A 24,087-nucleotide genomic window follows, 5' to 3' on the forward strand; every position below is an offset into this window, starting at 1 on the left:
TCTGTTGTAATCTATGCTCACTTATACATTATGGCTATTAAGATTTATACAAAAACAGGCGATTTAGGCAAAACTTCATTAATTGGTGGAACTAAAGTTCCTAAAAGTCATATCAGAATTGATACGTATGGCACTGTTGATGAGTTGAACTCTTGGATTGGAGTTGTTAGCGATTATACCCCCGACGAACATATTAAAGTTGTTTTAAAAGAAATTCAAGACCGTTTATTTACGGTGGGTTCTTCTTTGGCTTGTGATCCTGAAAAAGAACCTTTGATGAAAATTCCCGATTTAAAAGAATCGGATATCGTTTTTTTAGAAAGCGAGATAGACAAGATGAATGAGGAATTACCTGCTATGAAATTCTTTGTTTTACCTGGTGGTCATTTGGCTATTTCTCAATGCCATGTTGCGCGTTGTGTTTGCCGTAGGGCCGAGCGTTGCTGCGTAAACATGCAAGAGCAAGATATTTTTGTTGAACCCCTGGTGATTAAATATTTGAACCGACTCAGCGATTATTTATTTGTTCTCTCTCGTTATTTGGGGCATCAAATGGGCGTTGCTGAAATTCCTTGGAAGCCCAGGGTTTAATTTTACAATTGTTTATGCTCACGCAAATGATCCGTCTCGCATATGCAAGATCCTAGTGCTTAATGCGGCTAACTCTTCGTTGTGCGTTACAATCAAAAATGTGGTTCCAAAATCTTTATTAATTTGAGTAAACAACTGGTGCAATTCTTTTGCATTGTTGCTGTCTAAATTACCCGTTGGCTCGTCTGCAAAAACAATCAACGGCTCATTAATTAAGGCCCTTGCTACTGCTACTCGCTGCTGCTCTCCGCCAGAGAGTTCATTGGGTTTGTGGTTGATTCGATCTCCTAACCCCAAAATTCCTAATAATTCAATGGCTCTTTTTTTCACTTGCTCTCTTGGATTATTGGCAATCCAACCGGGGATGCATACATTTTCTAAAGCATCAAACTCTGGTAAAAGGTGATGAAATTGAAAAATAAATCCAATATGCTTGTTTCTGAACTGTGCTAGCTTACTACTGCTTATATTAAATAATTGTTGCCCATTTATTTCAATGCTGCCACTGTTGGGGCTGTCTAAAGTGCCTAAAATATGCAGTAATGTGCTTTTGCCTGCACCTGATGACCCTACAATACTCACCATTTCGCCCTTTTCAATGGAAATATCCACTCCTTTTAATACGGTTAAGGGGCCAAATTTTTTAGTGATTGCAGTTGCTTTTAGCATGAAAAGGGTTTATTTATGGAGCAAATTAACCATTTCTTCAGAGATGGGTAAAACTCACATTTGGATATATCATTTATACGGTTACTTTTGCAAAAATAATCGAGACTATGTTTTGGACATTAGAATTAGCAAGTTATTTAGAAGAAGCTCCCTGGCCTGCTACCAAGGATGAGTTGATCGATTATTCTATCCGCAGTGGTGCGCCATTGGAAGTGGTAGAAAATCTTCAAGAATTAGAAGACGAGGGTGAAGTGTACGAGAGCATCGAAGACATTTGGCCAGACTATCCAAGTCAGGAAGACTTTATGTTTAACGAAGACGAGTACTAAAAATAAAAATGGCTAACTGAATTTTCAGATAGCCATCTTTTTATTTTTTGGCTGGAAAAGTCATTTTGAAATAAAAGAGTACCAATGATAATGCCAACACAATTAAGTTGGCTGCTAATACTGGTCCGCTCTTTACATTCACTGCATATACCAGCCATACAATACAACTGGTGATTACAATTAATATCATCCAAATACTTAAGTCTCCTACACTCTTACTTTTCCATGCCAACCAAACTTGAGGCATAAAAGTGATGGCACTTAAGAAAGCGCCAAAATATCCCAATAGGTCTACTAAATTCATGATATCGGTTTTGTATGAATTGAATTATTCTTGATTGGCAATACCTAATTTCTCCATTACATCCATGCTTACTCCTGTGGTTGAATATCCACCATCGTGAAATAAGTTTTGCATGGTCACCATTTTGGTTAGGTCAGAGAATAGGGTAATGCAATAATTAGCACAATCTTCTGCACTTGCATTGCCCAATGGTGCAACTGCATTAGCAAAATCATAAAAGTCTCCAAATCCTTTGATACCAGTACCTGCAGTGGTTTTAGTTGGAGATTGTGATACGGTGTTAATCCGTACTTTTTTCTCTAATCCATAATGGTATCCAAAACTTCTGGCGATTGATTCAAGCATTGCTTTAATATCGGCCATATCGGTATAGAAAGGAAAAGTTCTTTGTGCTGCCATATAAGTAAGCGCAACCACTGACCCCCATTCGTTAATCGCATCTAATTTTTTTGCTACCGCCAACATTTTATGGAAAGACATGGCTGAAACGTCAATGCCTTTCATGAAATAATCATAGTTAGATTCTGTGTATGGAATCTTCTTACGAATATTTACACTCATGCCAATTGAGTGCAATACAAAGTCTATTTTACCCCCTAAAATTTCTTGAGACTGCGTAAATAAGTTCGTTAACTCTTCGGTGCTGGTTGCATCCGCAGGAATAATTTGCGAGCCTGTTTTTTCGGCAAGTTTATTAATCTCTCCCATGCGCATTGCAATGGGTGCATTGGTTAATACAAATGTGGCACCCTCTTCGTGTGCTTTTTCTGCTACTTTCCATGCAATAGAATTTTCGTCTAATGCACCTGTGATAATACCACGCTTTCCTTTTAATAAATTGTAAGCCATACAAGGTTAATTTAGGTGCCGAATATACGAATCATTTCTTTGGCATTCTCCATTGCTGCTGCTGTTGGTTTTTCTCCACTAAGCATTTGTGCAATGGCAGTTATGCGCTCTTCGTTATTCAGTATTTTAATATTCGTTTTTATTTGATCGTTTTTATTTTCTTTATAAACAAAGTAATGGGCATTGGCTTTTCCAGCAATTTGTGGTTGGTGGGTAATACAAATGATTTGTCTTTTTGCAGCCATTTGTTGCATAATGATTCCCACTTGTTTGGCTGCTTCCCCTGAAATACCCGTATCTATTTCATCAAAAATCATGGTAGGCAAGTCTATATATTCTGCCACCAACGATTTGATGCAAAGCATAAGCCTGCTTAGTTCTCCACCGCTGGCTACTTTTCGAATGGGTTCGAAGCGATTGCTTTTATTGGCATCAAATAACAATTCAATTTGTTCTACTCCATATGCGCCCAATGCCACTGTTTGCATGCTCACTTTAATTTGCGCATTGGGCATACCTACTTGCTTTAACAGTGTATTTACCGATGCTTCAAATGGGGCGATTACTTTATTGCGTGCTGCTGTAATTTGTTTGGCTGTTTGCTTTAGCTGGTGCATTAAATCATTGGCTTGCACTTGCTTGGCTAAGATGGCTTCATCAATTGCCACCGCTGCAAATAGCTTATTCGATAATTCAGTTTGTATTGCCAGTAATTCTGCCGTACTGCTTACCCCATGCTTTTTTGTGAGTTTATATCCGTCACTTAATCGCTGGTTTACCCAGTCTATTCTTTGGGCATCAAAATGAATATTATTATTGATGCGCTCTATTTCGTCGGCTATATCTTGTAACTCAATTTGACTTGCTTTTAGTCTATCAGATAAAGCTGGTAGCTCTGCTACCAAAGTTTGCATGGTTTGCAAACTATTGTTTAATTGCTTTATTCTTGCAACAACTGGATCGTCTGCACTAGCCAATTCCAACGAAACTTTGTCTAATACCGTTTTAATTTCTTCGGCATTCGAAAGCAATTTTAATTCCTCTTCTAATTGCTCTAGTTCATTTTCTTTTAAGGATAATTCTTCTAGCTCGTTGCAGAGGTATTGATTGTAATCGGCTTCTTTTTGGAGTGCGGCTTTTTGTGCTTGTAATTCATTAAAAGCGGCCAATACAGCGCTCCACTCTTTAAAATATTGTTGATGGGTAGCCAATATGTTTTCATTGGATGCCAATGCATCTATCACAGTTCTTTGAAAATCGCTATCGCCCAATTCTAAGGTATCAAACTGTTGGTGTAAGTCTACTAGTAAGCCTGCTAGTTCTTTTAATTGTTGCAGTGTAGCAGGGGTGTCATTAATAAAAGCCCTCGATTTTCCATTGCTTCCAATTTCTCTTCTAATGACTACACTGTGGTCTGTAGTTGTTGCTTCTTCAAAATCGTGTTGTTGCAAAAAAACTTGAACTGCTGTTTTTTTACCTGCTGTAAAATAGCCTTCTATAATGCATTTGCGCTCTTTGTTTACCAACACACTGGTGTCGGCTCTTTCGCCAAGTATCAAACTTAATGCACCCATTAAAATACTTTTACCTGCACCCGTTTCGCCGGTGATAATATTAAGCCTTTCATCAAAATCAATGGTTAATTCATCTATGATGGCATAATTCTGTATGGTTAACTGACGCAACAAATAAATAGTTTTTAATAGAGTAGCAAGTTAACTAATTTCCAGAACACCTTGCAATACCCGATTTTGCTCTTTGATCTAATGAATCCTTGTATTCATGGTCTTCCATGCTAATACATTTTTGATAATATTGAATAGCCAAGGCTTTCTCTCCTTTGTTTTCATAGATTTGTCCTATTTGAAAAGCAGCTCTTGCAGCATAGTATTCTTTTCTGTTTTCCCCTAATTTGATGGTATTTAGATAATTTTTAATGGCATCCTCCTTTCTACCTAAATCGTCGTAAATGCGCGCAACTCTATACACGAATTCTACGCTTTCTTCCTCTTTACTAAAGTTGTTCAACGATTTGCCTGCTAATTGTTTTAATGCTTCTAAATGGTATCCACCATCGCTCAATAATCGGGCTTTTAATAAAGTTATATTGGGCCAAATCTTTTCTTTAGCATCTTTTAAAGCCTTTTTGTCTGCATCGGAATAAGTAGCGCCTTTTACAATTGCCAACTGTTTATTGGCATTGGCTTGTTGCATATTTCCTTGCAAAAAATAGCACCAACTAATTTTTTGGTACACGTCTTTTACATAAAATTTTCCTTTGAATTTTTTGGTGTACTGTTCAAAATAATAAATGGCTTCTGGTGTTTCTAAATGGTACATTTTAGCATACCCCATCAGAAAATCCCAAATGGGTAATGGTAAATATTCGTCCGATTTATTTCTATTGAAAATAATGTTTTTGCTTAGCTCTACTTCTTTGTTGTTTAAAGCAAGGTTGGCTGCCATAAATGCATGCAAATGATTATTTTCTAAGTCTAATTTTTTTTGGTTAATGAAGGTTAAAGCCGCTTCTTTATCATTTTCTAAATAAAAAAGTAAGTAGGTGTACACAAAGGCCGATTCATTAAAAAAGAGTTTAGCCCAAGGATCGTTGCTATAAGTGAAGTTGCGTACTTTCTTCATTCCTTGTGCAATAGAACCCCTCATTCCAAATAAGCTGGTTAGCCATTTATATCCCTTTGGAACGGTTCCAATAACGGCTTCTAATGCACCAAACCATAAATCGTTTGGACTAAACTGAGGAAATTTCTTCTTATTTTCTTTTAATAGTATAAATGCTTTTCGGCAATCCCATCCTGCATCCCAAAAATTTCCAAATTTAATTTGTACGGTTGCTCGTTGTATGCGAATTACTGCTTGACTGTATAAATAAAAAGGAGACGATTTATTTCCTTTTTCTATGAGGGTTAATCTTTCTTGGAATTGTGGAAATAGCGTTGTGTATTCGGCTGGGTCTTCGTTAAAAAACAACGTATAAAAGTCAATGTAATTTTTGAGTAAAACAGGAACCAGGTTATCGGGCTGTTGCAAATGCAATTGTTGAATTTGTAGTTGGCCTGTTTTAGTTTTTAGTTTTCCTATTTCTTGGTAAGCCTGAAAACAACTTGCATTAAAATCAAATTTAGTTTGTGCCCACCCGTTTAAAGTGCTACACAAGAAAATTAATATAATGCTGGCAATTTTAGTCACGGCCTAAAAATAAGAAAGGGCAGCCAAACGACTGCCCTTGAGTATGTTAAATGCGTTTATTTATTTTACATCAACGCTGTCGTTCAAATCTGCATCTACTAAAATACGTCCGCAGTTTTCGCAAACGATGATTTTTTTGTGTAAACGAATTTCGCTCTGACGTTGAGGTGGAATAGAGTTAAAGCAACCGCCGCAAGCATCACGCTCAACAGCAACAACAGCTAAACCGTTTCTGTAGCTGGTTCTGATTCTATCATAGCTGTAAATTAAACGTTCGTCAATATGCGCTCTTGCATCTGCACTAAAACCATTTAATTCAGTTTCTTCTTTAACAGTGTCTGCAATAATTTTTTCTAATTCGCCTTTCTTGTGGTTCAACACGCCTTCTTTAACAGCAACCATTTTCTTGGCATTCTCTAATTGCTTAATTTTTTCTGCCAATTCTTCGTTTGCATCGCGGATATGCTTTTCGCAGAGTTTAACCTCTAGCTGTTGCATTTCTACTTCTTTATTGATTGCTTCGAACTCACGGTTGTTCTTAACGTTCTCACTTTGCTTTTCGTACTTCGCAATTAAGGCTTCGCTATCTTTGATGGCATTTTTCTTTCCTTCAATAAATTCGCCAATACCATTAATTTCTTCTTCAATACGAGTCTGACGTGCAGATAATCCTAAAATCTCGTCTTCAAGGTCGCTTACTTCCATTGGAAGTTCTCCTTTTAATACCTGAATTTCATCGAGCTTGCTGTCAATTTTTTGTAAACGTAATAGGTTTACTAGTTTTTCTTCAACGGAGAAATCTTTTACAGATGCCATATCGTGTTGGTAATTATAAAGTTTATCCCAAAAAATAACGCACAGGATTTGTCTGAACGGTTGTTTTAAGGACGGCAAAGTTAGGGAATTTGCTGGTTATTAGCGAAAAAAGGAGGTCAATCGTGTATTGTTCGCTTTCCCAATGCCCTATATCGGCCACTACCAGCTGGTTGTTGGCGTCAAAAAACTCATGGTATTTAATGTCGGCACTCACAAAAAAGTCGGCTCCAGCTGCAATGGCATCTTTAATTAAGAAACTGCCTGCACCCCCACAAAGGGCTATTTTTTGTACTTTTTTGCCCAATAATGGGGTGTGTTTGACCAATTTTAGACCAAATTGGGTACCTAATAGGCTTAAAAAGGCTTTTTCTTCCAAGGGGGATTGTAACTGTCCTATCATGCCAGACCCTACTTGTTGATTGAAATTGTTCAAAGGAATTAAATCGTATGCCACTTCTTCGTAGGGATGGGCTTCTTTTAAAGCAGTTACTACTTGCTGCTCCAAATAATTGGGTAAAATGACTTCAATGCGGGTTTCTTCCACCTGCTCTCGCACCCCTGGAGTGCCATTGGTAGGATTCGACAATTCCGATCCGCGGAAGGTCCCCATCCCCCCGGAACTAAAACTGGTTTCACTGTACTCCCCAATATTTCCTGCACCTGCTTCAAACAAAGCTGCTTGTACTTGCATGAATTGTGGTGTTGGTACAAAAGTTACAAGCTTGGTAAGTATTGATTTTTTGGGTTGTAAAATTTGGCAATGCGTTAATCCTATTCTTTGTGCTATAACACTGTTTACGCCTCCCCAAACATTGTCTAAATTGGTATGGATGGCATAAATGGCCAGATCATTTTTAATGGCGTAAATCAAGGCTTCTTCTACATAGTTTTTTCCAGTGATTTTAGTAATGCCTTTAAATAAAATAGGATGATGGGCTACTACCAAATTGGCACCTGCTGCCTTGGCTTCTTCCAAAACCGCTAGGGTAGCATCTAAAGCGCAAACTACACCCGTACACTCCCAATTGGCCGATCCGGTTAGCAAGCCTGCATTGTCGTAAGACTCTTGATATGCAAGTGGAGCAAAGCTTTCAAGGGTTTGGGTAATTTGGCGTATGGTCATAAATAATAATTGCTCCAACGAATTTAGCTTCAATCTATCTTTGTTGTATGTCTGCTGCACAATTTCTTTTTAGCGATGGTAAAATACTAAAGCACGATAAGCGCTTGATATCGCCCAATAACCGTTCTTTTAGATATGGGGATGGTTTCTTTGAAACCATGAAATGGCATAAAGGGAAAATTTTATTAGCGCAGTTGCATATGGAACGATTGTTTCATACCCTACATGCATTGCATTTTAAACCACCGGCTTATTTTACGGATGAATATATTATGAATGCAATTCAAGCTTTGGTAGCCAAGAATCAGCACCACCAGTTGGCAAGAATTCGTGTTACCATTTATCGCGGCGATGGGGGAATTTATGATGAACAAAATCATTTTCCTCACTTGCTTATTCAAACCTGGGCGCTGAATGCTATGAACAATCGCTTGAACGAAAATGGATTGACCATTGATATTTATGCTGCGGCTGTAAAGCAAGCAGATCATTTTTCGTTGTTGAAAACGAATAATTATTTAGGCTATGCCATGGCTGCTTTATGGGCTAAAGAACAGCATTTGAATGATGCTATTTTGTTGAATCCACAAGGCAATATTGCAGACGCAACTATTGCGAATGTTTTTTTAATTCAGAATGGTTCAATTATAACGCCTGCTTTATCGGAAGGTCCTGTTAGCGGTGTAATGCGAAAATACTTGTTGACTCAATTGCGCGAAAAAGGCTATGAAGTAAAAGAGGGCGTTGTTACTGCTGCAGATTTAGCCAATGCTTCTGAAGTATTTTTAACCAATGCCATTTATGGGATGCGTTGGGTGAAGGAATCTGGCAAGAATGCGTATTCGCACCAGTTAGTGCCGCATTTGTATAAAGAAATTATTGCCCCTTTATTTGTTTAATTTTTATTGGGTTTCAATGGCATTATTGCTCGGTTGAACTTTTTATTGCTAATTCTGTTGAATGCTAAAACGTTTTAATGAAGCCCTCCGTTAATATCATTTGGTTTAGAAGAGACTTGCGATTAAAAGATAATGCAGCTTTATACCATGCATTGCAATCGGGAGTTCCTGTTTTACCTATTTTCATTTTTGATACCACTATCTTAGATCAATTACCAGATAGGGCAGATAAACGTGTTGCATTTATTCATGCTGCTATTGCTGAAATGCAAACTGAATTGGTGGCATTGGGGAGCACGCTTCAGGTATTTCATGGAAAACCTTTGGAGGTTTTTACTCAATTGGTTCAATCGTATCATGTCCAAACTGTTTTTACGAATCATGATTATGAACCCTATGCGCAAGAGCGTGATAATGCAATTGCCGATTTGCTCACTCATGCTGGTGTTGGTTTTGAAACCTATAAAGACCAAGTCATTTTTGAAAAAGAGGAAGTAACCAAAGACGATGGCAAACCTTATACTGTGTTTACTCCCTATTCAAGAAAATGGAAAGCCAAACTTACACCTGATTTTTTGAAGCCTTACCCTACAGAAAAATATGTTGATGCTTTTTATAAACAAGCACCCATTGCAATTCCTTCTTTGGCTTCAATGAATTTTAAAGAAGTAAACATGGAGTTCCCCTCTAAGCAATTGAATGAAGAGATTGTTCGCAAGTACAGTCAGAACAGAGATTTTCCTGCTTTAGAAAATGGTACTTCAAAAATGGGGGTGCATTTAAGATTTGGTACTGTGAGTATTCGCGCACTAGCTACCATTGCTGCTGGTTTAAATGAAACTTATTTGAACGAGTTAATATGGAGAGAATTTTATCAAATGATTTTATGGCATTTCCCTAAAGTAGGAAAGGGGCATGCTTTTAAAGCAGAATACGAAAAAATAAAATGGCGCAACAACGAAGAAGAATTTCAAAAGTGGTGCGATGGTAAAACTGGTTACCCTATTGTAGATGCAGGAATGCGTGAATTGAATGCAACTGGTTTCATGCACAATCGTGTGAGGATGATTGTGGCTTCTTTTTTAACCAAACATTTACTCATAGATTGGCGTTGGGGCGAAGCTTATTTTGCCAATAAATTATTAGACTTTGATTTGTCGGCCAACAACGGTGGTTGGCAATGGGCTGCTAGTAGTGGTTGTGATGCGGCGCCTTACTTTAGGGTATTTAATCCTTATTTGCAAACGGAGAAATTTGACAAAGAATTAAAGTACATTAAAAAATGGGTGCCTGAGTTTCAGGAGTTTAATTATCCGCAGCCTATTGTGGTGCATGAAGTGGCGAGGAAGCGAGTACTCGAAACTTATGCTGCTGCGTTGAAGCCTGTTTAAATTTTACATTAGTCTTGGCTGTGGGAAACATTTCCACTTTCGCTACAATCCTTCTTCGAAGTCTTAAATGCTCAGTGAAAATTTTCCCACAGCCAACTATATATAATCAGGCTTCAATGCAGCAACATATTAGTTGGTCCTTTGCGTTGTGAGCATTTAAGACGTTTACGGATTGTAGCGAAGAAAAGGTTTTCCTGAAGTGTTTGGAATCTTTTTTTAATTTTAGTTAAATGAATATGCGTGAAACTCTATATTAAGAATATGGTTTGTGGCCGCTGCAAGCTGATTGTGAAATCTGAGTTGGAGAAATTGGGTTTTTCATTAAAGTCGATTGAATTGGGCGAAGTGGAGATAGATGAATCTATTAATACTGATCAAAAAAAAGTAATAGCTGCAACATTATCCAGCTTTGGGTTTGAACTGATTAATGATAAGAAAAGTAAAACCATTGAACAAACTAAGAATCTCATTAGAGATTTGGTTCACAGTAAGAATAATGAGCTAGACATTAATTTGTCAAAATATATTAGTCAACACCTTACTATAGATTATACTTCTTTAAGTAATCTCTTTTCTGAAGTTGAGGGAACTACTATTGAAAAATATTTTATTCTGCAGAAAATTGAAAGGGTTAAAGAACTTTTAATGTATGATGAGCTTAGCTTGAGCGAAATTGCTTTTTTACTCAATTACAGCAGTGTTGCTTATTTAAGCAATCAATTCAAAAAAATCACTGGTTTAACGCCTTCTCATTTTAAACAACTCAAGAATAAGAAGCGGAAACACTTAGATGATTTGTAAATATTACAAATCAAACCCATAATTCTACAACGTCAGCTATTTGAGTAAATAGATCTTTGTACCCTTAAACAATTAAAATTGAATAAAATGGTACATCAATATCAAATTACTGGAATGACTTGCGGGAACTGTGTAGCTAAAGTTAAGTCTGCATTGCTAATGGTTCCCAATGTATCTGAAGTTGAAGTTTCTAAAGAATCTGGTTCAGCAACCATAACTATGGAAAAACATATTGCTTTGAACGTGTTACAAAACGCACTAGATCCTAAATACCAAATTGCTGCTTTAGGTCATACAGAAATGACAGAACAAGCTAAAAGCTGGTTTGAAACTTACAAACCTGTTATATTGATTTTTGCATATATACTAGTTATAACTCTCCTCATCCAGTTTTCTCGTTCTGTATTTGATTGGATGCAATGGATGGAACATTTTATGGCAGGTTTCTTCTTGGTCTTTTCTTTTTTTAAGCTCTTAAATATAAAAGGCTTTGCTGAAAGTTATCAGATGTACGATATAGTTGCAAAACAGTTTAAAGGATGGGCATATATATATGTTTTTATTGAATTGTTACTGGGCTTGGCTTTCTTACTTAATTTTAATCTAGTTATTACCAATTTGATTACATTATTGGTAATGAGCATTAGCATTATAGGTGTATTGCAGTCTGTGCTAAATAAGAAAAAAATACAATGTGCCTGTTTGGGTGATGTATTTAACTTGCCGATGAGTACGGTAACCATCATTGAAGATGCCTTAATGATTGGTATGAGTGCGGTAATGTTGTTGATTCATTTTTTGTAATTTTTTAAATTTAAATACTATGCGTAGTTTTTTATTTGTAATGTTTGTTATGTTTTTTTCAATGCAAGCTATAGCTCAGCACGAAAATCATACGATGCCAAAAGATACCGTTGTTAAAGCCAAAAGTCCGCGTACTTCAACCATGGCTTTAGTTGGCGGGAATCATGTACATATTGATTATGGTTCTCCTAGTGTTAGGGGTAGAAATATCTGGAATGGCTTAGTTGCCTATGGTCAAGTTTGGGCAACCGGTGCCCATAAAGCAACCTGGATTGAGTTTTCTAGTGATGTACAAATCAATAACAAACTTGTTCCAAAAGGGAAGTATGGTTTTTTTACTATTCCCGATAAAAACGAGTGGACATTGATTTTGAATAAGGATTGGGATATGCATTTGGCTGATGCATATAAAGCTGAAAGTGATATGATTAGAATTATAACTAAGCCAAAGAAGAATAAAAATTTAACAGAGGCACTCAAGTATCAAGTGATTAAAACAGGCAACGACAAAGGAAAAGTTGAAATAAGTTGGGAGTACTTAACTGTTTCCTTCGATTTTCAAAATGTAAAATCATAGCCCTTTTAATTATGCGAATTGATTCAAATAAATTATCCCGTATAGTAGTGATTGTTTTTTTCGTTTTTGTAGCCAATTATTTGGTAGCACAAAAGCGAGTGCGGTATGATTTATTTGTAAAAGACACGATGGTGTCATTTGCCGGTAAAACAAAAAGGGCCATTGCGGTGAATGGGCAAATTCCAATGCCTACCCTTACTTTTACCGAGGGTGATACTGCAGAAATTTTGGTGCATAATCTACTAAATGAACCTACTTCCCTCCATTGGCATGGTTTATTTTTACCAAATAAAGAAGATGGAGTTCCCTTTTTAACTCAAATGCCCATTGCCCCTGGTGCGCAGCATTTGTATGAATTCCCCATTATTCAAAATGGAACCCATTGGTATCACAGCCATAGTGGTTTACAAGAACAAATTGGTATGTATGGCTCCATGGTTTTGAATAAGCGTTCTAGTGATACGTCATTTAGAAAGGGGATTGATGATTTGCCAACCATACCCATTATTTTAAGTGAATGGACCAATTACAATCCAGAAAACGTGCACAGAATGTTGCACAATGCGTCTGACTGGTTTGCCATTAAAAAGGGAACTACTCAAAGCTATGCTGAAGCAATTAAAGCTGGTCATTTCAAGACCAAATTTAAAAATGAGTGGAAACGAATGTTGGCAATGGATGTAAGTGATATTTATTATGATGCTGTACTCATTAATGGTAAAGAAGAAATTGCATTGTCTTCTTTTAAAGCGGGTGATAAAATTAGGTTGCGGGTTTCAAATGGAGGTGCGTCTACTTATTTTTGGCTTTCTTATGCTGGGGGTCCAATTACTGTTGTGGCCAGTGATGGCAATGACGTTGTACCTGTAATAGCGGATAGACTCATTATTGGTGTGTCTGAAACCTATGATATCATTGTTACTATACCTGCTGCAAATACCTCTTTTGAATTGTTGGCTACGGCAGAAGATCGAATTAAATCGGCCTCTCTTTTTTTAGGACTAGGGGTTAAAAAAAGAGCAGATCCATTGCCTAAGTTGAAATATTTTGAAGGGATGCAGATGATGAACGATATGATGAAAATGAATGGTGATATGGATGTAATGGGGATGGATATGAGCATGCAAAAAATGGATATGAATTCAGTTATGTACTCCGAAAGCAGTGATATTAATACATTAAATTATACTAAGCTTAAATCTCCTGTTAAAACCAATTTAAATGCAAAGGCCCCAGTTAAAGAATTTCGTTTTGAGTTAACAGGTAATATGAATAGGTATGTATGGAGTATGGATAATAAAGTGCTTTCTGAGTCGGACAAAATTTTAATAAAAAAGGGTGAAGTTGTTCGCATTACTTTATACAATAATTCAATGATGAGACACCCCATGCATTTGCATGGTCATGATTTTAGAGTGGTGAATGGACAAGGCGATTATGCTCCACTAAAAAATGTATTAGATATCATGCCTATGGAAACCAATACCATAGAGTTTGAAGCCAATACAGAAGGTGATTGGTTTTTTCACTGTCATATCCTTTATCATATGATGGCAGGAATGAATAGGGTTTTTAGTTACGAGAAACAATTGGATAACCCATTATTGCCCAACAAAAAATGGGCATATAAGCAGTTGCAAAAAGAAAGTAACCGTTTTCACTTAATGGCGCAAAATGATTTTGCAACCAATGGAAACGATGGAATGGCTATGATACAAAATACTAGATGGAGTATTTCTTCAGAATGGCGCCTGGGATATAATGATATGCATGGTTATGAAAGCGAAACCCATATTGGTAGATATATCGGAAGAATGCAATGGCTAATGCCTTTTATTGGGTTTGATTGGCGATTTAGAAAACTAGGCATTCACCCTGTTGAGAAAAACATCTTTGGTCAAAAAAATACGAAAGACAGCCGAACACAAATTAGTTTGGGTTTGGCTTATACATTACCATTGTTGGTTACGCTGCAAACAGAAGTGTACCATGATGGTAATATACGCATACAACTAAAAAGAGAAGATATTCCTATTTCTAAAAGAATCCGAACTGCTTTTATGGTTAATTCTGATAAGGAATATATGTTGTCTGCAAACTATATTGTTGCAAAGAATGCTGGACTTCGAATTCATTACGATAGCGATATGGGTTTTGGGATTGGATTTTCTATGAACTATTAGTTGTACCTTACAGCTATACTTTTAGATATGTTTTGATTGCGGCAATCACATTTATCTAAAATTTATTTTATGAAATTTTCTCATTTCACTTTAGTACTTGTACTAAGTCTTTCTCTTGCATCTTGTGCCACCACTGCTAAATTTCCGGTTTCAACTGTAGTACCTGCAGCAGAAATAACTGCAAAAAAGAGTACTGATGCCAATAAAAACAATACGCTTGAAATTACTGCTCGTAATTTGGCTAGTCCCGATCGTTTAGTTCCTGCTGGAACAAATTACAGTATTTGGGTAATATCAAAAGGGCAGGGTACCAAAAATGTAGGCCAGTTATTGGTGAGCAATGGAGACAAAGCCACTTTTAAAACTACTACCGCTTTTGATTTTGACGAAGTGTTCATTACTGTTGAAAATCAAAGCGACTTAACGTATCCTACTGGGGTTGAAATTTCCAGGACTAAGTTTTAAAATATTGCATGCATCAGGAAACATTTTTTCTACTTCAAGAAATCTTCACGCCTTCGCTACAATCCGTTAACACGTCTTAAATGCTCGGCGTGAATTTTCTTGAAGTATATAACTATTGATTAAGCATGCGTCAGGAAAATTTTTTCTGAGCATTTAAGACTTCGAAGAAGGATTGCAGCGAAGAAAAAATGTTTGCTGATGCATGCATTGATTGATGGTTGCAGCGAAGGCGTGAAGTTTTCATGGCATATTATTAATTAAATGCGTGTGAGTTTTTCAACTGCTGCGTGGCCTTCACTGCCTAGATTGAGCGAAAAATTGTTTACGTAGAGATTGATATGCTGCCGCATTACGTCTTCGCTCATTTCTTGTGCATGCTCAATTACATAGGGTGCAACGGTGGGATAGTTGGCAAATGCGTATTTGATGCTTTCATTTATTAATGCATCTACTTGTTGTATGATAGTGGGGTCAATGGTTTTCTTGGCAATGATACCCCCTAGTGGAATGGGCAATTGTTGGGTTTCTTCCCAATATGCGCCAAGGTCTATGATCTTTTCTAATCCCCTTGATTCATAAGTGAATCGATTCTCATGTATAATTACCCCTGCATCTACTTCACCATTCAACACCGCGTTTTCTATTTCATGAAATACTTTGAATACTTTTTTTGTTGCGTTGGGATATGCCAAACTAAATAATAAATGTGCAGTAGTATTTTCTCCAGGTATGGCAATGGTCATTTGATCAATGGCTTCTTGTGTGTAGTTCTTTGGGGAATTAATTGTACTGGGTTTGGTTATTAATAATGGCCCTACTCCCTTGCCTAGTGCGCCTCCGCTATTGAGTAAATGGTATTGATATTGCACTTTACTCCATACCCCATAACTGATTTTAGAAAAATCCATTTTGCCTTGTATTGCCCATTCATTAAGGGTTTGTACGTCTTCTAAAAAGACCTCAAAGCTTATTCCTTGTGTATCTATTTTTTGATTTACCAATGCATCAAAAATAAAAGTATCGTTGGGGCAGGGAGAAAATGCCAGACTAAATTTCATAATTACGGATTGTTTGAACAACCATTCTTTTCAAATTTATTTCACATTATACAGCTTATCAACATATTGAAGCAACACTTTGTTGAGCCCTTCTATACTCTCTTTCAATAACCATTTGCTTTTATCTCTTTCGCCTACATAATTAGAAATAGACCTTATTTGTATAAATGGAATACCGGTTTCTCTTCCTACATAATGGAGTGATGCGCCTTCCATACTTTCTACTGCAGCCCCGTATTTCTTTTTTAATGCTGCAATTCGAGTGGGTTGGGTGGTTACTTGATTAACCGTTAATCCATCTACAATGGGTAAATTCAATAGGTTGTATTGTTTTATCCATGGATTGGGCAGTTTTCTTTTTTCGAAGGGATGATAGCTGCTCTTTTCTAGCTTCATATCGAATAGGTCTTTCCAAACTCCTTTTTCTTCTACTCCTGCATCTCCCAAGATTTCATTGTTCACTACCACTATTTGCCCGGGTGCATATTTTTTGCTGAAACTGCCTGCTATTCCTGCCTGAATAATTAAATCGGGTCGTTCTTCTATGGCCAATCGGGTAATGGCTACCGAGGAGGCCAATAATCCCACCCCTGACTGATAGAATTGCAGTTTTAAGCGATTGCTTTTACCTGTATACAATTCATTCACGTTCACAAATGTGGGCATCCATTCTGCTGTTGTGGCCGATGTTATGACAATCCTCATGCTGTAAAGTTGACGAAAAACACGCAACTTTCTCCATTTTTGTACCTTTGCAAAAATTTTTAACGGAATGGTGTACCTGACCAGACAAGAACATTTTAATGCAGCACATAAATTATTCAATCCTGCTTGGTCTAAAGAACGCAATGAGCAGGTTTTTGGAGTTTGTGCCAATGAAAACTGGCATGGTCACAATTATGACCTTTATATTACTATTAAAGGTATTCCTGACCCTGATACGGGCTTCTTGTTCGACGTAAAAGCATTGAGCAAACTCATTAAGACCCACGTGATTGATCATTTGGACCATAAGAACCTTAATATGGATGTGCCTTTTATGGCGGGTAAAATGTGTAGCACCGAAAACCTGGCTTTGGCAATTTGGAACCAATTGGCCCCCCATTTACCCCAACCGGTAAAGCTCCATTGTGTTAAATTGTACGAGACCCCCAGAATTTATGTGGAATATTTTGGGGAGTAAGTTTAAACAATTTGTTTGTAGTTGCGTTATATACTCATGAATCTGCCTAAATACATCTTTTTTGGTTTCTGGTACGTATTTGGATAGGTTTACAGAACAATTGGTTTAGACACTTGATCAGCACACTTCTGAAACAGTACTAAACAAACAAACGTTCACCTGGCTTTTGATTTAAGATTAACGAACAATGAATAACAAAAGAATCACTGTTTTCCGTAAGGAACATTTTAATGCTGCTCATCGACTGAATAATCCAGCTTGGTCTGCTGAGCGCAATAAAGCGGTTTTTGGGTTATGCAATAATGAAAACTTTCATGGCCACAACTATGAATTAATTGTTCAGGTGTCTGGTGAAATAGATCCAGAAACGGGTTACTTAATAGACTTAAAAATATTGAGCGACTTAATTAAAGAACAAGTATTAAACCGATTTGATCATAAAAATTTGAATCTAGATACGCAGGAGTTCAAGCACTTAAATCCTACGGCTGAAAATATTGCAGTAGTTATTTACGACTTAATAAGAGCTAAGCTAGACGAGCGTTACACATTAAAAATTAGATTGTATGAAACAGAACGAAACTTTGTCGAATATCCGACTGAATGGTGATAAAATTGTTTTCACTGATGATGAGTTAATGGAGGAAATGGGAGACAACCATATCAGTACTTCTGTAGATACCCCTATGGTTGCTGGTGCTTTTGATAAATCGGATGAGGAGAAGATTGCGATTATTCAAGATCATTTTAAAGCCATCATGGAAACCCTTGGTTTAGACTTAACCGATGATAGCTTAAAAGGTACGCCTAAGCGTGTGGCTAAAATGTACGTGAAAGAAATTTTCAGCGGCCTCAATCCTGCCAATAAGCCTTCTGTTGCTCTATTCGACAATAAATACAAGTACAACGAAATGTTGGTGGAAAAGAATATTTCTTTTTACAGCAACTGTGAACACCATTTTGTTCCCATCATTGGTAAAGCTCATTTAGCTTATATAAGCAACGGTAGAGTAATTGGTTTGAGCAAGCTAAATAGATTGGTAGAGTATTATGCAAAACGTCCTCAAGTACAAGAGCGTTTAACCATGCAAATTGCCAAGGAATTACAAAAAGAATTGGGTACTGAAGATGTGGCAATTGTAATTGATGCAAAACACCTTTGTGTTGCTAGCAGGGGAGTGGAAGATGATACTTCTTCTACCATCACTTCTTTTTACGGAGGTAAGTTTAAAGACGAAAAACGCAAGGAAGAATTTCTTCGTTACCTAGAATTAAAGACTGAGTTTTAAAAAATCATTTACTTTGCCATAAATTTTTAATTCATGGCAAAGCATGCTTTTGTATTCCCTGGTCAGGGCGCTCAGTTTTCTGGAATGGGAAAAAATTTATATGAAGCGCATTCTTCTGTAAAAGAACTATTTGAACAAGCCAATGATATTTTAGGCTTTCGTATTAGTGATACCATGTTTGCTGGAACCGACGAAGAATTAAAGCAAACCAATATTACCCAACCTGCTATTTTTATACATTCTGTTGCTGTTTTCAAAACCATTGAAAACGCAAAACCTGATATGGTTGCTGGTCATTCTTTGGGTGAGTTTTCTGCCCTTGTTGCCAATGGTGTGTTGGCTTTTGATAAAGCACTTGAGTTGGTTAGCATTCGTGCTATAGCCATGCAAAAAGCCTGTGAATTGAATCCTTCTACAATGGCTGCGGTATTAAACTTAGCAGATGAGAAAGTAGAAGAAATTTGCGCGGCTATTCAAGCTGAAACGGGTGAAGTAGTGGTGGCGGCTAATTATAATTGTCCTGGGCAGTTGGTGATTAGTGGCTCTATCAAAGCCATCGATTTAGCTTGTATTAGAATGAAAGAAGCGGGCGCAAAGCGTGCATTGGTGCTTCCTGTTGGTGGTGCTTTTCATTCTCCTTTAATGGCACCTGCTAAAGAAGAATTGGCTGCTGCTATTGAAGCTGCTGTATTTAATACCCCCACTTGTCCTGTTTACCAAAACACTGTTGCAAAAGCAGTTTCTGATGCTTCAGAAATAAAACAAAATTTAATTAATCAATTAACCGGTGCCGTTAAATGGACCCAGTGTGTGCAAGCAATGGTGGCCGATGGAGCTACTGAGTTTACTGAATGTGGTCCTGGTAAAGTATTGCAAGGATTGGTAGGTAAAATTGCTGGTGCAACCGTTACCACTAATGGCTTTAGTTAATTATTGCGGCTAATTTAATTTCAAGGCTTTTAGTATACCGTTGTCCCAAACCGGTAATACTGCCCTTGTGCCTGTGGTATAAGTTGCAATGCCAAATGTATCATCGTAGTCCCATACTCCCCAACCAATTCCAAACTTGTTGAGGTAGGTAGACATATCGGTCATGTAATTGAGAATGCTTTCGGGTGGAGCTACTTTTTTGTGTACGCCAAATTCATTGCAGATTACATCTACTTTTTTCTGTGTACTCCAGTTGTAAACGGCCTGCATAATTTTATTAATAGAGTCGGCAGCAAACTGTTGTTGGCCATACCATTCAATTTGAAACTTGGCTCCTGCATTAGATGCATTGGCTGCCAATGTACTCACATTGGTAGGATTACCAGGATAGGGAAGAAAGCGGATAAACGAATATGGTGCGCCAATCCAATCTGCTCCTTGGTGCGTGTAGGTGAATGGTTCGTAAAAATGAAAATTGTAAATGATGTTTTTCTTTGCAATGGGTTGTAATTGTATTAGCTCGTACCAATTACTGTGGCTTTCTGCAGTCACAATAATATAATGATTGGGTGCAGCTTCTCTAATAGAATTCACTATTTGCTCTTGATAAGGTGCCCACCAATTTTTGTCGATGCCCGATACCAAACGTTCTGCGCCAATATGCGGCTCGTTCCAAACTTCAAAAAACACTTTTGATGTGTCGTATGCTTTAAAATGGTTGGCTAAGTTTTTCCAAAACTGTCTGAAAGACAATCTTGCTAATGGGTCTATAGCCAATCTTGCTTCAAAATTATCACCCGTTGCATGCATTTCTAAAACAACCGATAAACCTGCAGCAGTAATGCCCTTAACTGCATTTTCTACATGTACTAAATTGGCTGCTTGCAATTCTTCAATCTTACTTGGATTACTAATAACAGATGGCCCAATGGGCAATCTTACATAAGTAAAACCTGCATCTTTAATTTGTTTATAGTGGTTGTTATTGAATCGATTGGCGTATTGCCCTGCATCGGAATAATCATTAAACCAATTAGAGAGATTGATTCCTTTGGCTAATTTGTCTACTGCTGTTCCTTTGGGGCCAACAACTGGATCTGCTGATGTTCCTGTTTTAGAACAAGCCGCAAATAATACTGTTACTCCAACCAGTAAACCAATAATGCCTTTGTTCAATCTCACTTTTCTATTTTTAGTTGATGCTGCAATTGATCCACTCCGGATCAAAATTGGCATTGTATTTTTTATAAAAATGTATAGCGGGCTCATTCCATTCTAACACCTGCCAAACCATCCCTTTTAGCCCTTTCTCTTTACACTCTTCTATTAAACGTTCAAAAAGCAGCTTTCCGATATGTTGCCCCCTCATTTTTTCTGTAACTAATAGGTCTTCTAAGTACATTCTTTGTCCTTTCCATGTACTGTATCTTATATAATAGAGTGCAAATCCATGGATTTCGTTGCTTCCGTCTTCCTTTGTTTCTTCGGCTACAAATGCCCACCATACTGGTTTCTCTCCAAATCCACTTTCTATAAAATGGTCTAAAGTTACCGTTACTTCGTCTGGTGCTTTTTCGTAAACAGCCAACTCCTTAATTAATGTTAATATTCTTGCACAGTCTCGTGCTTCGGCTCTTCTGATTTGGATATTCATAGTTTGTTAAGGGCTTGTTCAAAATCGGCAATAATATCTTCTACATTTTCTATTCCAACACTGAGTCTGATTAATCCGTCGGTAATATCAAATTGCAAACGTTCTTCTTTGGATAATCCCATATGACTCATACTAGCAGGATGCGATAAAAGTGTATCGGGTGTTCCGAATGAAATGGCTCTCACACAAATTTGTAAAGCGTCAATAAATTTTTTACCTGCTTCTAATCCACCTTTTAATTCAAAACTCATTAAAGCCCCTGCTTGCTTCATTTGCTTTCTTGCAATAGCATAGTCTGGGTGTGTGGGTAGTCCACAAAAATTTACTTTTTCTACTGCTTCGTGGTGGGCTAGAAAATTAGCAACCTGTACAGCATTGCTACAGTGTCGCTCCATCCTTAACTCTAATGTTTTTAGTCCATTGGTTAATAAAAATGAATCGAATGCATTGCTATTGCCTCCTAATAAAACATGCCATTTCCAAATAGGTCCGTTCATTAACGCAAGGTCTTTTCCTAATAATATTCCACCTACTGCCGTTCCATGTCCATTTAAAAATTTGGTGGTACTGTGCATTACAAAATCTGCACCCCATTTAAAGGGTTGCTGCAAATAAGGCGTTGCGGCAGTGTTGTCTACAGAAACTAAAATATTTTTTGTTTTTGCTATTGTGCAAACTCTTTCAATATCTATACAACGCAGGGTAGGATTGGAGGGTGTTTCAATATGAATCAGTTTAATAGAAGGATATTGAACAAGCGCCGCTTCAATTTCCGCTTCATTATTTAGGTTGATCATAACTGTCTCAACACCTGTATCCGCTAATACTTTATGCAAGAGTTCGTGTGTGCCACCATACAATGCATGATGTGTTAATACGGCATCTCCTTTGCTTAAAGTACCTAGAAACAACGTGCTCAATGCTGCTTGACCGCTTGAATGCAATAGGGCTTTTACTTCTAGCGGATCCCCTGCCTCGTTCTTAAGTAAAAATGTTTCTAGTGCTGCAATAATTTCTTCAGCAACAGTAAAACTTGGGTTGCCCCATCTGCTGTATATTTTGGTTTTGTCTTTTCCTGCAAAACGCTCACTGCCTTCTGTTGCTGTATCAAATGTAAAAGTTGAACTAGCATAAACAGGTGTTAAGTGTGCATGGTCTGCATTGGCATGGCCAGATGCATGTATTGCAGTGGTTCCAATTCCTTTAAACTTTTTATTCATACCCTTCGGTTCTTTTAGAAATTATTATTGGCTATTATTCACTGTCGTAAGCCCACTTAACCCATGTTGCACCCCAGGTAAATCCACCCCCGAATGCTGCCAAAACAATATTGTCTCCTTTCTTTAATTGTTTCTCCCAATCCCATAAACAAAGTGGCAATGTTGCAGCAGTAGTGTTGCCATACTTCTGAATATTAATCATCACTTTTTCTTTGGGTAAACCCATGCGATTGGCAGTAGCATCAATAATTCTTAAATTGGCTTGGTGTGGTACCAACCATGCTATATCGTCTGCTGTTAAATTGTTTCGCTCTAATAATTCGGCACTAACATCGGCCATGCCTTTCACCGCAAATTTGAAAACCGCTTGTCCTTCTTGGTATGCATAGTGTTCCTTAGCCATTACTGTTTCTACCGTTGCTGGTTTTAAAGATCCACCCGCTTTCATATGTAAATATTGTCTGCCACTTCCATCACTGCGCAAGATGCTGTCTTTAATGCCCACTTCTTCTTCGGTTGGTTGTAATAATATTGCTCCAGCTCCGTCTCCAAAAATGATGCAAGTAGCTCTATCGGTATAGTCTATGATGGCACTCATTTTATCTACCCCAACTACAATCACATTTTTATAGCGGCCACTCTCAATAAACATGGCTCCTGTTGTAACGGCATATAAGAACCCACTGCATGCTGCACTCAAATCAAATCCCCATGCATTGGTTGCGCCTAATTTATCGGCTATAATATTGGCGGTTGCAGGAAATACCATATCGGGTGTAACAGTTGCACAAATAATGCAATCAATATCTGTTGGTGCAAGATTTTTCTTGCGAAGAATTTCTTGTATGGCAGGTACAGCCATATCGCTGCTTGCTTTGCCGGGCTCTTTTAAAATTCTTCTTTCTTCTATTCCGGTTCTGGTTCTAATCCACTCGTCGTTGGTATCTACCATTTTTTCTAAATCGAAATTGGTCAACTTTGTTTCGGGAACATATCCTCCTACTGCGGTAATTGCTGCGCTTCTTTTATTCATTTATTATCAGGGTTATATAAAAGGTTGAAGGTAAGGCTAATTGCTTTCTTTTTGCTATTTTCGTCTCAATTATGATAGCTTTTGTTCGTGGTCAATTTGCAGTTAAAACACCTGCCCGTGTTGTGGTAGATGTGAATGGAGTGGGGTATGATCTTCAAATAAGCCTAAATACCTTTTCTGCCATTAGCAATAAAGAAAGCGGGCAATTGTTCACTTATTTGCATATTACTGAGAACGCACATACCCTTTTTGGTTTTGCAGAATTGTCTGAGAAAGACCTTTTTTTACAATTGATTAGTGTGTCTGGAGTAGGTGCTTCTACTGCCCGTATGATGTTGTCTGGTATGAAGCCCGAAGAAATAACCCGTGCCATTGTTCAGGGAAACACCAAACAGCTAGAAGGAATCAAGGGGATTGGTAAAAAATCGGCTGAAAGATTGATTGTAGAACTAAGGGATAAGCTGGCTAAACAGCATAATGAAAATATTTTACCCGGATTTGTTACCCCGCAAATAGATTCGGATGCAATAAATGCCTTAATTTCATTGGGCATTGGCAGAGTAATGGCCGAACAAGCCGTTAAGAAAACCATGCAAATATCCCCAGAAAACAGTTCATTAGAAGAAATTATTAAACTAGCACTCAAAAACCTATAGCCATCGAATTGAGCTTTACTTAACCAAGCGGGACTGTTGTTGAAGTATTCCTA

At 37.5% G+C, this 24,087-nt stretch carries 27 protein-coding genes; 14 read left to right on the top strand and 13 right to left on the bottom strand.

Annotated elements, in window-relative coordinates; all coding sequences use genetic code 11:
• Nucleotides 1–30: 30 nt before the first annotated feature.
• Complete coding sequence (locus Q8S25_RS01775) at nt 31–591, top strand: cob(I)yrinic acid a,c-diamide adenosyltransferase (RefSeq protein WP_305534286.1); 561 nt, start codon at nt 31–33, stop codon at nt 589–591.
• Between the two features lie 18 nt (nt 592–609).
• Here Q8S25_RS01775 and Q8S25_RS01780 read toward each other — a convergent pair whose 3' ends face one another.
• Complete coding sequence (locus Q8S25_RS01780) at nt 610–1,260, bottom strand: ABC transporter ATP-binding protein (RefSeq protein WP_305534288.1); 651 nt, start codon at nt 1,258–1,260, stop codon at nt 610–612.
• A gap of 107 nt (nt 1,261–1,367) precedes the next feature.
• On the opposite strand from Q8S25_RS01780, the gene Q8S25_RS01785 reads away from it, so the two are divergent.
• Nucleotides 1,368–1,589 carry a DUF2795 domain-containing protein gene (locus tag Q8S25_RS01785; RefSeq protein WP_026751298.1) on the top strand — a complete coding sequence of 74 codons (222 nt, stop codon included), beginning with the start codon at nt 1,368–1,370 and terminating at the stop codon, nt 1,587–1,589.
• A gap of 40 nt (nt 1,590–1,629) precedes the next feature.
• Here the strand turns inward: Q8S25_RS01785 and Q8S25_RS01790 are convergent, their stop codons facing one another.
• Genes Q8S25_RS01790 through Q8S25_RS01815 form a run of 6 tightly spaced genes read right to left on the bottom strand, consistent with a single transcriptional unit; the run spans nt 1,630 to nt 7,891 of the window.
• Complete coding sequence (locus tag Q8S25_RS01790) at nt 1,630–1,893, bottom strand: SemiSWEET family sugar transporter (protein WP_305534290.1); 264 nt, start codon at nt 1,891–1,893, stop codon at nt 1,630–1,632.
• A 24-nt stretch (nt 1,894–1,917) separates the two neighbouring features.
• Nucleotides 1,918–2,742, bottom strand: a complete 825-nt coding sequence (locus Q8S25_RS01795) for an enoyl-ACP reductase (RefSeq protein WP_295186693.1) — start codon at nt 2,740–2,742, stop codon at nt 1,918–1,920.
• Nucleotides 2,743–2,753: 11 nt separating this feature from the next.
• Nucleotides 2,754–4,430, bottom strand: a complete 1,677-nt coding sequence (gene recN / locus Q8S25_RS01800; RefSeq protein ID WP_305534292.1) for a DNA repair protein RecN — start codon at nt 4,428–4,430, stop codon at nt 2,754–2,756.
• A gap of 31 nt (nt 4,431–4,461) precedes the next feature.
• On the bottom strand, nt 4,462–5,952 hold the full coding sequence (locus Q8S25_RS01805) for a tetratricopeptide repeat protein (protein ID WP_305534294.1): 1,491 nt from the start codon (nt 5,950–5,952) through the stop codon (nt 4,462–4,464).
• Nucleotides 5,953–6,012: 60 nt separating this feature from the next.
• Entirely contained in the window at nt 6,013–6,768 is a 756-nt protein-coding gene (locus tag Q8S25_RS01810; RefSeq protein ID WP_305534296.1) for a zinc ribbon domain-containing protein, read from the bottom strand.
• A gap of 22 nt (nt 6,769–6,790) precedes the next feature.
• Nucleotides 6,791–7,891 carry a Nif3-like dinuclear metal center hexameric protein gene (locus tag Q8S25_RS01815; protein ID WP_305534299.1) on the bottom strand — a complete coding sequence of 367 codons (1,101 nt, stop codon included), beginning with the start codon at nt 7,889–7,891 and terminating at the stop codon, nt 6,791–6,793.
• Between the two features lie 47 nt (nt 7,892–7,938).
• Here Q8S25_RS01815 and Q8S25_RS01820 point away from each other — a divergent pair, with 47 nt between their 5' ends.
• From Q8S25_RS01820 to Q8S25_RS01850, 7 genes are all read left to right on the top strand, one after another.
• The gene (locus Q8S25_RS01820) at nt 7,939–8,790 is read left to right on the top strand and encodes an aminotransferase class IV (RefSeq protein ID WP_305534301.1); all 852 of its coding nucleotides are present in this window, start codon (nt 7,939–7,941) and stop codon (nt 8,788–8,790) included.
• 77 nt (nt 8,791–8,867) lie between these two features.
• A complete protein-coding gene (locus tag Q8S25_RS01825) occupies nt 8,868–10,181 on the top strand; it encodes a deoxyribodipyrimidine photo-lyase (protein WP_305534303.1) in 1,314 nt (437 codons plus the stop codon).
• A gap of 240 nt (nt 10,182–10,421) precedes the next feature.
• Complete coding sequence (locus tag Q8S25_RS01830; RefSeq protein ID WP_305534305.1) at nt 10,422–10,982, top strand: AraC family transcriptional regulator; 561 nt, start codon at nt 10,422–10,424, stop codon at nt 10,980–10,982.
• An 87-nt stretch (nt 10,983–11,069) separates the two neighbouring features.
• Complete coding sequence (locus Q8S25_RS01835; protein ID WP_305534307.1) at nt 11,070–11,786, top strand: heavy-metal-associated domain-containing protein; 717 nt, start codon at nt 11,070–11,072, stop codon at nt 11,784–11,786.
• 19 nt (nt 11,787–11,805) lie between these two features.
• Nucleotides 11,806–12,363 (top strand): DUF2911 domain-containing protein, encoded by a 558-nt coding sequence (locus Q8S25_RS01840; RefSeq protein ID WP_305534309.1) that lies wholly within the window; start codon nt 11,806–11,808, stop codon nt 12,361–12,363.
• Between the two features lie 11 nt (nt 12,364–12,374).
• A complete protein-coding gene (locus Q8S25_RS01845; RefSeq protein WP_305534311.1) occupies nt 12,375–14,546 on the top strand; it encodes a multicopper oxidase family protein in 2,172 nt (723 codons plus the stop codon).
• Nucleotides 14,547–14,615: 69 nt separating this feature from the next.
• Nucleotides 14,616–15,011 carry a hypothetical protein gene (locus Q8S25_RS01850; RefSeq protein ID WP_305534313.1) on the top strand — a complete coding sequence of 132 codons (396 nt, stop codon included), beginning with the start codon at nt 14,616–14,618 and terminating at the stop codon, nt 15,009–15,011.
• Between the two features lie 257 nt (nt 15,012–15,268).
• Here Q8S25_RS01850 and Q8S25_RS01855 read toward each other — a convergent pair whose 3' ends face one another.
• Together Q8S25_RS01855 and mqnB are read right to left on the bottom strand one after the other, a co-directional pair.
• Nucleotides 15,269–16,069 carry a 1,4-dihydroxy-6-naphthoate synthase gene (locus tag Q8S25_RS01855; protein ID WP_305534315.1) on the bottom strand — a complete coding sequence of 267 codons (801 nt, stop codon included), beginning with the start codon at nt 16,067–16,069 and terminating at the stop codon, nt 15,269–15,271.
• Nucleotides 16,070–16,105: 36 nt separating this feature from the next.
• On the bottom strand, nt 16,106–16,774 hold the full coding sequence (gene mqnB / locus Q8S25_RS01860) for a futalosine hydrolase (protein ID WP_305534317.1): 669 nt from the start codon (nt 16,772–16,774) through the stop codon (nt 16,106–16,108).
• Nucleotides 16,775–16,841: 67 nt separating this feature from the next.
• Between mqnB and Q8S25_RS01865 the strand changes: the two genes are divergently transcribed.
• The 4 genes from Q8S25_RS01865 to fabD all read left to right on the top strand — a co-directional run bounded on the left by Q8S25_RS01865 (nt 16,842) and on the right by fabD (nt 19,471).
• The gene (locus tag Q8S25_RS01865; RefSeq protein ID WP_305534319.1) at nt 16,842–17,252 is read left to right on the top strand and encodes a 6-carboxytetrahydropterin synthase; all 411 of its coding nucleotides are present in this window, start codon (nt 16,842–16,844) and stop codon (nt 17,250–17,252) included.
• Between the two features lie 187 nt (nt 17,253–17,439).
• Nucleotides 17,440–17,862: a 6-carboxytetrahydropterin synthase gene (locus Q8S25_RS01870; protein WP_305534321.1), complete on the top strand. Its 423-nt coding sequence runs from the start codon at nt 17,440–17,442 to the stop codon at nt 17,860–17,862.
• A complete protein-coding gene (folE, locus tag Q8S25_RS01875) occupies nt 17,819–18,541 on the top strand; it encodes a GTP cyclohydrolase I FolE (RefSeq protein WP_305534323.1) in 723 nt (240 codons plus the stop codon). Before Q8S25_RS01870 ends, folE begins: the two co-directional genes overlap by 44 nt.
• A gap of 33 nt (nt 18,542–18,574) precedes the next feature.
• The gene (fabD, locus tag Q8S25_RS01880) at nt 18,575–19,471 is read left to right on the top strand and encodes an ACP S-malonyltransferase (protein WP_305534325.1); all 897 of its coding nucleotides are present in this window, start codon (nt 18,575–18,577) and stop codon (nt 19,469–19,471) included.
• 9 nt (nt 19,472–19,480) lie between these two features.
• On the opposite strand, the gene Q8S25_RS01885 is transcribed toward fabD, so the two are convergent.
• The 4 genes from Q8S25_RS01885 to Q8S25_RS01900 are packed head-to-tail and all read right to left on the bottom strand — an operon-like array spanning nt 19,481 to nt 23,378.
• Complete coding sequence (locus tag Q8S25_RS01885) at nt 19,481–20,707, bottom strand: glycoside hydrolase family 5 protein (protein ID WP_305534327.1); 1,227 nt, start codon at nt 20,705–20,707, stop codon at nt 19,481–19,483.
• Nucleotides 20,664–21,125, bottom strand: coding sequence for a GNAT family N-acetyltransferase (locus Q8S25_RS01890; RefSeq protein ID WP_305534329.1), 462 nt, complete (start codon nt 21,123–21,125; stop codon nt 20,664–20,666). The genes Q8S25_RS01885 and Q8S25_RS01890 overlap by 44 nt, the downstream gene beginning before the upstream one ends.
• Nucleotides 21,122–22,345, bottom strand: a complete 1,224-nt coding sequence (locus Q8S25_RS01895) for a PLP-dependent aspartate aminotransferase family protein (RefSeq protein WP_305534331.1) — start codon at nt 22,343–22,345, stop codon at nt 21,122–21,124. Before Q8S25_RS01895 ends, Q8S25_RS01890 begins: the two co-directional genes overlap by 4 nt.
• Before the next feature lie 34 nt (nt 22,346–22,379).
• On the bottom strand, nt 22,380–23,378 hold the full coding sequence (locus tag Q8S25_RS01900) for a beta-ketoacyl-ACP synthase III (protein ID WP_305534333.1): 999 nt from the start codon (nt 23,376–23,378) through the stop codon (nt 22,380–22,382).
• Nucleotides 23,379–23,449: 71 nt separating this feature from the next.
• On the opposite strand from Q8S25_RS01900, the gene ruvA reads away from it, so the two are divergent.
• Nucleotides 23,450–24,034 (top strand): Holliday junction branch migration protein RuvA, encoded by a 585-nt coding sequence (ruvA, locus tag Q8S25_RS01905; protein WP_305534335.1) that lies wholly within the window; start codon nt 23,450–23,452, stop codon nt 24,032–24,034.
• The last annotated feature ends 53 nt before the right edge of the window (nt 24,035–24,087 follow it).

This window comes from Sediminibacterium sp. (assembly GCF_030695065.1).
In the GTDB taxonomy this organism is placed as follows: domain Bacteria; phylum Bacteroidota; class Bacteroidia; order Chitinophagales; family Chitinophagaceae; genus Sediminibacterium.

Excerpts from the sequence above, each read along its gene's own strand:
- folE (WP_305534323.1), top strand. The coding sequence starts at position 17,819 with ATGAAACAGAACGAAACTTTGTCGAATATCCGACTGAATGGTGATAAA.
- Q8S25_RS01890 (WP_305534329.1), bottom strand. The coding sequence starts at position 21,125 with ATGAATATCCAAATCAGAAGAGCCGAAGCACGAGACTGTGCAAGAATA.
- Q8S25_RS01850 (WP_305534313.1), top strand. The coding sequence starts at position 14,616 with ATGAAATTTTCTCATTTCACTTTAGTACTTGTACTAAGTCTTTCTCTT.
- Q8S25_RS01900 (WP_305534333.1), bottom strand. The coding sequence starts at position 23,378 with ATGAATAAAAGAAGCGCAGCAATTACCGCAGTAGGAGGATATGTTCCC.
- Q8S25_RS01855 (WP_305534315.1), bottom strand. The coding sequence starts at position 16,069 with ATGAAATTTAGTCTGGCATTTTCTCCCTGCCCCAACGATACTTTTATT.
- Q8S25_RS01895 (WP_305534331.1), bottom strand. The coding sequence starts at position 22,345 with ATGAATAAAAAGTTTAAAGGAATTGGAACCACTGCAATACATGCATCT.
- Q8S25_RS01775 (WP_305534286.1), top strand. The coding sequence starts at position 31 with ATGGCTATTAAGATTTATACAAAAACAGGCGATTTAGGCAAAACTTCA.
- ruvA (WP_305534335.1), top strand. The coding sequence starts at position 23,450 with ATGATAGCTTTTGTTCGTGGTCAATTTGCAGTTAAAACACCTGCCCGT.
- Q8S25_RS01820 (WP_305534301.1), top strand. The coding sequence starts at position 7,939 with ATGTCTGCTGCACAATTTCTTTTTAGCGATGGTAAAATACTAAAGCAC.
- Q8S25_RS01815 (WP_305534299.1), bottom strand. The coding sequence starts at position 7,891 with ATGACCATACGCCAAATTACCCAAACCCTTGAAAGCTTTGCTCCACTT.
- Q8S25_RS01795 (WP_295186693.1), bottom strand. The coding sequence starts at position 2,742 with ATGGCTTACAATTTATTAAAAGGAAAGCGTGGTATTATCACAGGTGCA.
- Q8S25_RS01780 (WP_305534288.1), bottom strand. The coding sequence starts at position 1,260 with ATGCTAAAAGCAACTGCAATCACTAAAAAATTTGGCCCCTTAACCGTA.
- Q8S25_RS01835 (WP_305534307.1), top strand. The coding sequence starts at position 11,070 with ATGGTACATCAATATCAAATTACTGGAATGACTTGCGGGAACTGTGTA.
- Q8S25_RS01885 (WP_305534327.1), bottom strand. The coding sequence starts at position 20,707 with ATGCCAATTTTGATCCGGAGTGGATCAATTGCAGCATCAACTAAAAAT.
- Q8S25_RS01840 (WP_305534309.1), top strand. The coding sequence starts at position 11,806 with ATGCGTAGTTTTTTATTTGTAATGTTTGTTATGTTTTTTTCAATGCAA.
- Q8S25_RS01845 (WP_305534311.1), top strand. The coding sequence starts at position 12,375 with ATGCGAATTGATTCAAATAAATTATCCCGTATAGTAGTGATTGTTTTT.
- Q8S25_RS01785 (WP_026751298.1), top strand. The coding sequence starts at position 1,368 with ATGTTTTGGACATTAGAATTAGCAAGTTATTTAGAAGAAGCTCCCTGG.
- mqnB (WP_305534317.1), bottom strand. The coding sequence starts at position 16,774 with ATGAGGATTGTCATAACATCGGCCACAACAGCAGAATGGATGCCCACA.
- Q8S25_RS01825 (WP_305534303.1), top strand. The coding sequence starts at position 8,868 with ATGAAGCCCTCCGTTAATATCATTTGGTTTAGAAGAGACTTGCGATTA.
- fabD (WP_305534325.1), top strand. The coding sequence starts at position 18,575 with ATGGCAAAGCATGCTTTTGTATTCCCTGGTCAGGGCGCTCAGTTTTCT.
- Q8S25_RS01810 (WP_305534296.1), bottom strand. The coding sequence starts at position 6,768 with ATGGCATCTGTAAAAGATTTCTCCGTTGAAGAAAAACTAGTAAACCTA.
- Q8S25_RS01790 (WP_305534290.1), bottom strand. The coding sequence starts at position 1,893 with ATGAATTTAGTAGACCTATTGGGATATTTTGGCGCTTTCTTAAGTGCC.
- Q8S25_RS01870 (WP_305534321.1), top strand. The coding sequence starts at position 17,440 with ATGAATAACAAAAGAATCACTGTTTTCCGTAAGGAACATTTTAATGCT.
- Q8S25_RS01865 (WP_305534319.1), top strand. The coding sequence starts at position 16,842 with ATGGTGTACCTGACCAGACAAGAACATTTTAATGCAGCACATAAATTA.